General features: G+C 67.4%; 6 protein-coding genes. 4 read left to right on the top strand and 2 right to left on the bottom strand.

The genetic code is table 11. From position 1 onward, the window contains the following. Positions 1-505: 505 nt before the first annotated feature. Both J2Z30_RS10180 and J2Z30_RS10175 read left to right on the top strand, forming a co-directional pair. Positions 506-766, top strand: coding sequence for a hypothetical protein (locus tag J2Z30_RS10180; protein ID WP_209468630.1), 261 nt, complete (start codon positions 506-508; stop codon positions 764-766). Positions 767-897: 131 nt separating this feature from the next. After that, positions 898-2,814, top strand: coding sequence for a recombinase family protein (locus tag J2Z30_RS10175; RefSeq protein ID WP_308279894.1), 1,917 nt, complete (start codon positions 898-900; stop codon positions 2,812-2,814). A 1,301-nt stretch (positions 2,815-4,115) separates the two neighbouring features. Here J2Z30_RS10175 and J2Z30_RS10170 read toward each other — a convergent pair. Next, positions 4,116-5,363 (bottom strand): NsdA family TPR-like regulatory protein, encoded by a 1,248-nt coding sequence (locus tag J2Z30_RS10170; protein WP_209468629.1) that lies wholly within the window; start codon positions 5,361-5,363, stop codon positions 4,116-4,118. 159 nt (positions 5,364-5,522) lie between these two features. Beyond that, positions 5,523-5,858, bottom strand: a complete 336-nt coding sequence (locus tag J2Z30_RS10165; protein ID WP_245387782.1) for a GntR family transcriptional regulator — start codon at positions 5,856-5,858, stop codon at positions 5,523-5,525. A gap of 209 nt (positions 5,859-6,067) precedes the next feature. Between J2Z30_RS10165 and J2Z30_RS10160 the strand changes: the two genes are divergently transcribed. Together J2Z30_RS10160 and J2Z30_RS10155 are read left to right on the top strand one after the other, a co-directional pair. After that, positions 6,068-6,568 carry a helix-turn-helix domain-containing protein gene (locus J2Z30_RS10160; RefSeq protein ID WP_044569968.1) on the top strand — a complete coding sequence of 167 codons (501 nt, stop codon included), beginning with the start codon at positions 6,068-6,070 and terminating at the stop codon, positions 6,566-6,568. Next, entirely contained in the window at positions 6,565-7,386 is an 822-nt protein-coding gene (locus J2Z30_RS10155) for a hypothetical protein (protein ID WP_308279893.1), read from the top strand. The genes J2Z30_RS10160 and J2Z30_RS10155 overlap by 4 nt, the downstream gene beginning before the upstream one ends. Position 7,387 lies beyond the last annotated feature (1 nt).

The raw sequence follows: 7,387 nt of genomic DNA, 5'->3' as shown, positions 1-7,387 counted from the left end.
AACCGACGAACCCGACCTGCCCACCGAACTCACTGCATAGCCTCAACAACGGATCACCGAGTGGCCGTCGATACACCACTCCAGCGGACGTGACCTGCCGCCGAGGTGGACCGGTACTGGCTCGGGGATGGCTCAGGTGCGGGGTGCGTTCGGGGCCCAGGTGCGTGTGTCTGAGGTGCAGTGGGGAGCGGGCCGTTCCCCGGCGGTGGCAAAGACCCACTCCTGGAATCTCTATTGATCATGTCAGCGCCAGTTGGCCGCCACCGTCGAACTCGGCACCACGCCTGGGGGTTCCAGATGAACGTCCGCGATACCCGCCGCCGAGGCATCCCCTGCCCGGCACCGGGTCGGCAACCGTCGCCACAGTCCGGTGCCGCACCTGTGCCAGAGGGGGCTGGGGAGTACAGGCTCGGCAGTGGCTCGGGTCAGGCTGGTTCGGCGGAGATGGGGTTCTGAGTGTGCGGGGGGCCGTTCACGTGCGGCGACGGGGTGACGGAGAGCGCTCGTGAACCGGCCCTCACAGCCATCTTCCGACACGCAAGATCACGGCCTTGACGACACCACCGAGTCGGAGCGTCCATGGACGACGACCGGTCGCGGCAACGCTGAAACGCGCACTTCAGAGGGGTTGCGGACGGTCGTGGAGTACGTCGTCGTCGATGGTGGCGAGGCTCAGGCGCTGGCCCAGCGCCAAGAGGCCGCGATTCGTGAGGTGCTGGAGTGGCTGTACGCCGGTCACAGTGCCCCGAAGAGTGGCCACGTCTGAGCCTCCTGCCCCGAACCCTGGGAGAGAGACAGCGTATGCACGGCAATCCCCCTAGCGCTCGGCCTTGGGCGCAGCCCGTATCCGGCCGTCCCTGGTCCACGGCCGGTATTCCGGACGCCTCGGCGCTTCCGGTGACCGTCCCGGTGGCTTGGCTCGGCCGGACTTCTACGGAGGACGCCCAGGACCCCACCCTGTCGCTGCCCCGGCAGTTGCGTAACGCGAGAGCCGCGCTCCCGCCCGGCTGGGTGATTGTCGCCCATTTCTACGATGTGGAATCCGGCCGTAAGGAGTTGCGCGAGCGGGGCAATTCCCTTGCGCACCAGCAGTTCCAGATTCCCATTCCCCGCGATGGCAGTGTGGCCGATCTGCTTGATGAGGCGCAGCGGCCTGACCGCCGCTTCGCCGCAGTTATCTGCGAGTCCATTGAACGCGTCGCGCGCCGGACCTATTTCGGTACGAAGATCGAGTACGAGCTGGAGCAGGCGGGCGTCGCCCTGTGTGCCGCCGATGAGCCGATCGTCACCGGTCCGCGAGCCAAGCGCGCCACGCCCACACTCACGCGGCGCGTTAAGCAGGCGGTCTCTGAGTGGTACGTGCTGCAGATGCTGGAGCTGTCGTGGGATGGCTTCATCGAGCATGTCTCTCAGGGCTGGAATGTGGGCAAGCCGCCCTACGGCTATCGCGCGGAAAAGGTCCCGCATCCCGTCCCGGCCCGCCGGGCCGAGGGCCGCACCAAGCACCGGCTCGTCCCGGACGCGTCCCGGGCCCCGGCCGTCACCTACATCTTCCAGCTCCGCGGACTGGACAAGCTCGGATACGACGCCATCGCCGACCGCCTGAACCTGGATCCTGTGGCGTACCCGCCCCCGGAGCCCACCCGCCCCGACATGGCCCTCCATCGCTGGAGTGGGTCGGCTGTGCGAGAGATCCTGCGCAACCCCAAGTACACCGGTTATCAGGTCTGGAACCGCCGCGCGACGACGAAGGGCGGCTGCTACAACGATCCCAAGGACTGGGTGTGGTCCCCGCAGGCCACCCACGAACCTCTCGTCTCCAAAGAGCTGTTCGATGTGGCTTCCACTGTGGCGCGGAAGCGCCGGGGGGCACGGACGACGCCCGGTCGCAACTCCCACCCGGCGACCCGGCGTTCCTATGTCCTGCGGTCGTACGTCATCTGTGAGATCTGCGACCGCCGCATGTTCGGCAAGAACCGCCACCGGATCTCGTACTACGCCTGCCAGGTCGACCCGAACGAGCATCGGGGCAGGTCCTGGTTCCGTGACCATCCCAAGAGCCTGTGGGTTCGGGAAGAGTTCTTGATCACAGCCGTCTCCCGCTTCTTCGCCACACACGTCTTCGGCCCCGACCGGCGCACCCACCTCAAGGCCGCACTTGAAGCCGCTCGTGTCGCGGACGGGCCCGGCGACCGAACGGCGAAGGAACGCGCCGCGCTGGAGCAGGCCATCAAGGCCATCGGCGAGCGTCAGGCCCGGCTCATCCGCACCCTTGCCGATGGCGGGTCCGAGCCTGAACAGGAGAAGGAGTTTCGCGACGCGATCCGCCGGGAGCACGCCGCCCTGGGCAAGCAGCGCACGACGCTCGCCGAGCAGCTGGCCCGTCTGGAAACCCCGAAGCCGGAGGTGCGTTCCGTCGACAGCGCGGCTCTGCTGGACGTGCTCCCGCGCCTCGACATCGACCTCGCCCTGGTCCCGGAGGAGATCCAGCGGCGGCTCTACGACGCTTTCGGGCTGGAGGTCCGTTACAGCCGGCCCCGTGAAGAGGTGACCCTACGGGTGACGGTTCCGGGGCATCTGCTTCACGGACTCGTGGCCGTCACCCGTGAGCTGGACCCGTGGAACAAAAAATCGGGCGCCTGCACCGAAGTACTGGCACCCGATCATGACACCCGGGGTGGACAAACGCGGCATAAGCGTCGCGTTCATTCCCATCCCCTGAGTGCCCCCGGCAGGATTCGAACCTGCGCACACGGCTCCGGAGCACAATCAGAGTTCGGCTTGCGAATGTGCCCTGACCAGCGAGTTCCTTGATCACGCATCGTGGTTGGTGTCGTTGTGTATCGCAGATAGTGCGAGGGAGACGGCTGGCGGCGGACGCACTGGGTCCTGCGTCTGTCCGAGGTGCGGATTTCTGTGTCACCCGCGTCACCTGCGTCATTTAGGCTCCTGACCTGCGGGTTTTGGGTGACGCAGAGCATTGGGGGTGCGTCACCGGTGACGCAGGCCATCCGTCACCGGTGACGCAGATGACGCAGGATGACGCAGAGGCCGCCGTCTGCGTCACCCCTGTATTTGCAGGTCAAGGGCCGTTTTGTGACGCAGGTGACGCGGGTGACGCAGGATTTCCTACTTAGGAAAAAGAGGGGGGTGTCTGTTGTGGTGCTGTGCGGCTCAGGGCGTGAAGAAGGAGCCGCTTCGCGGCACGACCATCGGGCGCCGCGCGGCGGCGAACAGCAAGAAGAGCACGCCTCGCCGGTGGTGCTCTTCTTGCTTGTGCAGGGCGACCTTCGGGCGTCTTAGTGCCCGGAGCTCCGGGCGGACGGCGTCTGCGGCGGGGGAGAGGGAAGAGACCAGCCCGGCGCGGGGGTGGTCTCTTCCTCCCCTCAACCCGCAGTGACGGTGCGTGGCGGGGGACCCTCTCCCGCCCTGGAACCCCGCCGCACAAACCGCAGAATACGCAGAAATACTTTGACCTGCGGAAACGCGACGCGTGGGACTCCCCGCGTTAATCCCAGAAATTCCGCAAAAATAGCCGAGAGCCCCCGATCGGCCGCCCGCTCCCGAGGTTCAGTCACCGTGAGCGATGGACGCCAACGATGCTGGGCCCCGTCTGGCCGACGGCGCGCGAGCGCAGCGAGCCGACAGACGTCCGCCCGGAGGGCGGTCCGTGTAGCACTCTCTGTGACGATTTCAGGGCCCGAAAAGGTTGCTTGCGGTAGCGAGGGGGGTTGCTAGCGGTAGCAACCCTGCTAGCGACCCAAACAGTCCGTGATCAGGCCGCTAGCGACTAGCGGCTGACGTGCGGAAACCCCGGTTTCGCGCTGAAACCGGGGTTTCCGACCGCCCCGAGTGCCGCTAGCGTCCCCCATGTCTCGATCACAGAGCGTAGCATTACCGGGATTCGTGGCAGGAGGGAGACCCAGTGCTCACGTACGGCGACCACGTTTCGGGCGCGGACAGCCGATCAGGGCCCTCAGCTATTTTTGCGGAATTTCTGGGATTAATGCGAAGAGACCCGCGCCGCGCGTTTCCGCAGGTCAGAGTATTTCTGCGTATTCTGCGGTTTGTGCGGCAGGGTCCCAGCGCGGGAGAGGGCTCCCCGCCACGCTCCGTCACTGCGGCAGGAAGCCGGGCGCTGTCTGCCCAAGGTCGCGCAGGTGCGTGAGGTAGTCCTGAGCGGCAGGCTCGGACGCGTACCGGCGCCTCACCTCCGCTGCCAGTTCGCGGCTGGTCATGATGAGCGACGGGACCGACTGACGGTTACCTTCGAGGGCGCGCTCCCCCATGATGAGGGCCCGTTCGAGGTCACCGTCCCGTGCGGCCGTCACGCCGAGCGTGACGCGCGCTTCCGCGTTGCGCATGGGAGAGCGCTCTGTGCCGTCGAAGTCCGTGCCTGCCCTGAGGACTTCCTCAGCGAGCGTTCCAGCTAGCTTGTCCTCGCCCACCAGGCGGTAGCAGTCCATCGCGTAGAAGTCGAACTTCGCGGGGTCTACCACGAAGTGGTTATCAAGGTTCTCAGGGTGTGGCATCCCTTCGAGCAGGTTGCGCCCCCGATCGAGTGCCACCTCAACCCGCCGCCGGTCCCCGAGCCGGGCCCACGCCTTTGCCTCCTGCGCGGCAAGTTGCACGGCGACGCCCTGGTGTGTGGCCACCTCGGTTCCGGCCTGCGATGCCGCAATGACCCCGCGATAGTCCCCCGTGGTGAGCGCGAACCAGGCTCGCATCTCGTGAGCCCATCCGGCGACTTCCGCGTGATCTGCCTCGGTCGCGAGCGACAGGGCGGCCCGACGCGTCGACTCGGCCGCATGCCGGTCACCGGTGTCGTACTCCACGCATCCCACGAGGAGAGCGAGCCAGCCAGACATGGCCAGTACCTCGCGATGCTGCGAGAGGGTGAGGCTCTTCGAGTGGAGGTCCACAACGCGGCGGAGCCACGCGCGCCCCTCGATGAGGAGCTGCTCGCTCGGCATGAACGGGTACTCCGAGCAGAGCCGATCCGTGGTGATCCGCAAGGCATCGAGCGTCGCCGCGTCCACGTCGGACCGGTTGAGGCGACTCACGATTTCCAGCGTCTCCATGCCGCTCGCCGCCAGGATCTCCTTGTCCCCGTCCCGCCGCGCCGGCGCGGGGAAGAGCGCGTGTGTCACGGTGCCAAACACCGCCGCGATGAGCGGCCGATAGAACTCGTTGGGGATCTGTCCGGTCTCCCACCGCTTCCACTGCCGGATCAGGCTGTCGTCTGCGGGTAGCTCATCCTTGGAGTGGGCTCGTAGAGCCCTCACCGCGTCTCGCTGGGACCAGTCGCGCGCGGACCGCTCGGCCGCGATACGGCGCGCCCATGCGGGCCTGTCGTCGCTCATACGTCCTCCTCCGAGTGCTTACCCGTTGAGTCTCCCGCTTGCCCCCTGGGGACAGGGAAGGGGACAGCGAGGTGACACCGGACATGTCCCCAGCTCACACGCTCGCCCCCTTGATGTCACTTACGCCACACGTTCCGTTCCTCGCATGCTGGTTGCAGATCACGCACCACCCACGGTGGAGCGCTCTTCGAGTGCTTCCACCCGTTCAGCCAGCGCCTGAATCAGGGAGCGGATTTCATTGATCTCGCCACGCACGTCGTTCTGCGGAACGGTTCCGTCGCCGACGAAGTTACCGAGGTTCCCGGCCGACACAACCAGCCCCTCGGAGCGGAGCATGGCCAATCCGTTCTGGATGGTCTGGCTCGCATACCCGAAGCGCTCGATCAGCTCCCGCTGTGAGGGGAGCTTGTCGCCGGGCTTCATCCTCTTGACGTCCTCGCGGAGTGCGTCCGCGACCTGCACCGCTTTGGGCTTAGGTCCTCCTGTGACAGTCATGCCCTGAGCGTACCCACCACAGCGAACTAGTGCACACCACTTCGTGAGGGTTGTGCACCACAGCAGACTAGTGCAAGCTAGTCAGCAAGCGGGGCGCCCCAATCGGGGCGCGATTCCTGTGAAAAGTCCTGGTCAAACCAGGAAAAGCAAGGAGCGGCTTCCTACCGCCAAGCAGACAGCCGCTCCCTGACCCTCGAAGGGGCACTTCCATGATGCCTGGAACTCTTGCAGAGCGGTCCGCCGAACGGTCCACCCTGGGGGCCGATGGTCCCGAGCAGACCGTCAGTCTGCCGCCCGCACGCTCGAACCCGCCCCGCGTCGGTAACCCCTACCTCCGCGCCGCGCTCCTTGAGGCCGGGTTCTCCTACGAGGAACTGGCGGCGCGGCTGTGCATGGCACCCAAGACCGTCGAACGATGGGTCAACGAGCCTGGCCGCCGCCCCTACGCCCGACACGCACACGCCGTAGCTCAGATCCTGGGCTGTGACGTGTGGGACCTGTGGCCCGCTCAGCGACCGGATTCCGCGCCCGACCCGGCCGAGAGCGCGGGCCCCTTGCTCCAACTCGCCCACCGTGCCCTTGGGCGTGCCGAGAGCCTGAACCTCGCCGCCGCTCAGCCCACCGAACTCGCCCTGATGATCGGCGAACTCACCGCGTGCCTGCGGGGTTTGACCGAGCTGCACGAGCCCAAGACGGACGGTGCGGCGTGAAGCCTGTCACGAGTCCGCTGGACGCCCTGTACGCCCGCGTGTCGACCCCGGCCATTCCCGCCGTGCCTCTGGCGCGGCGGGAGCGCCGCCGGGCCGGTGAGGGCGTACCCACGGTCCCCGCCGGGGGTCTTCAGTGGTCTCCCATGGAGGTGGCCGCCGCTCTGTTCGAGGTGGCCGCGGACGACGAACTTGCGGGGCGGGTGCCGAGTACAGACACCCTGTACGCCGTCCTGTGCGAGTCCGTGGCCGCGCTGGGACCGGCCGGGCTTGCCGAAGTCGTCGCCACCTTCGCCGACTTCGGGCCGGGGGAGTTCCCCGAAGCGGACGCCTGCTGGACGTTCGCCTACCGGCTTGCCTTGTCCCTCTGGTACGAGGGGGCCCGGTCCCGTCCGATGACGGCCGGTGAGGCGGCCGTGGCGCTGTACCTGTCGGATGCCTACCGGCATCACCAGGTCGACGCGGTCATCATCCGGCGGGCCCCGTTGCTGGTCTCCCGCGCGATCCGGCAGGGTGCCGCTCTGGTTCCCGCAGAGACGCTGATGCGGCTGGGTGAGGCCATGGGTCGGGAATTCGCGTCACCGGCGCCGACCTGCGTCACGGGCCCGTCACGCGCGGCCGGGACCGGCCGGGACTGGCTGTACCGGCAGGCCCTGCCGGACTACCACCGCCGCCGGTTCTGCTTCCGTCTGCTGCGCGCCGACACCTGCCAGCCCTCGCCGTTGATCGTGCGGTTGGACGGCGGTGGCTACGCGGTCGGGGCGACCCCGCCCGCCGGGCCGGGCGGTACGTGGCTGCGGCCGGTGCGGGCGGAGTGGTAGC

The organism is Streptomyces iranensis (genome assembly GCF_017874715.1).
Classification (GTDB): domain Bacteria; phylum Actinomycetota; class Actinomycetes; order Streptomycetales; family Streptomycetaceae; genus Streptomyces; species Streptomyces iranensis.
The sequence above is the reverse complement of the archived record's forward strand: the minus strand, read 5'-3'. Positions and strand labels throughout refer to the sequence as shown.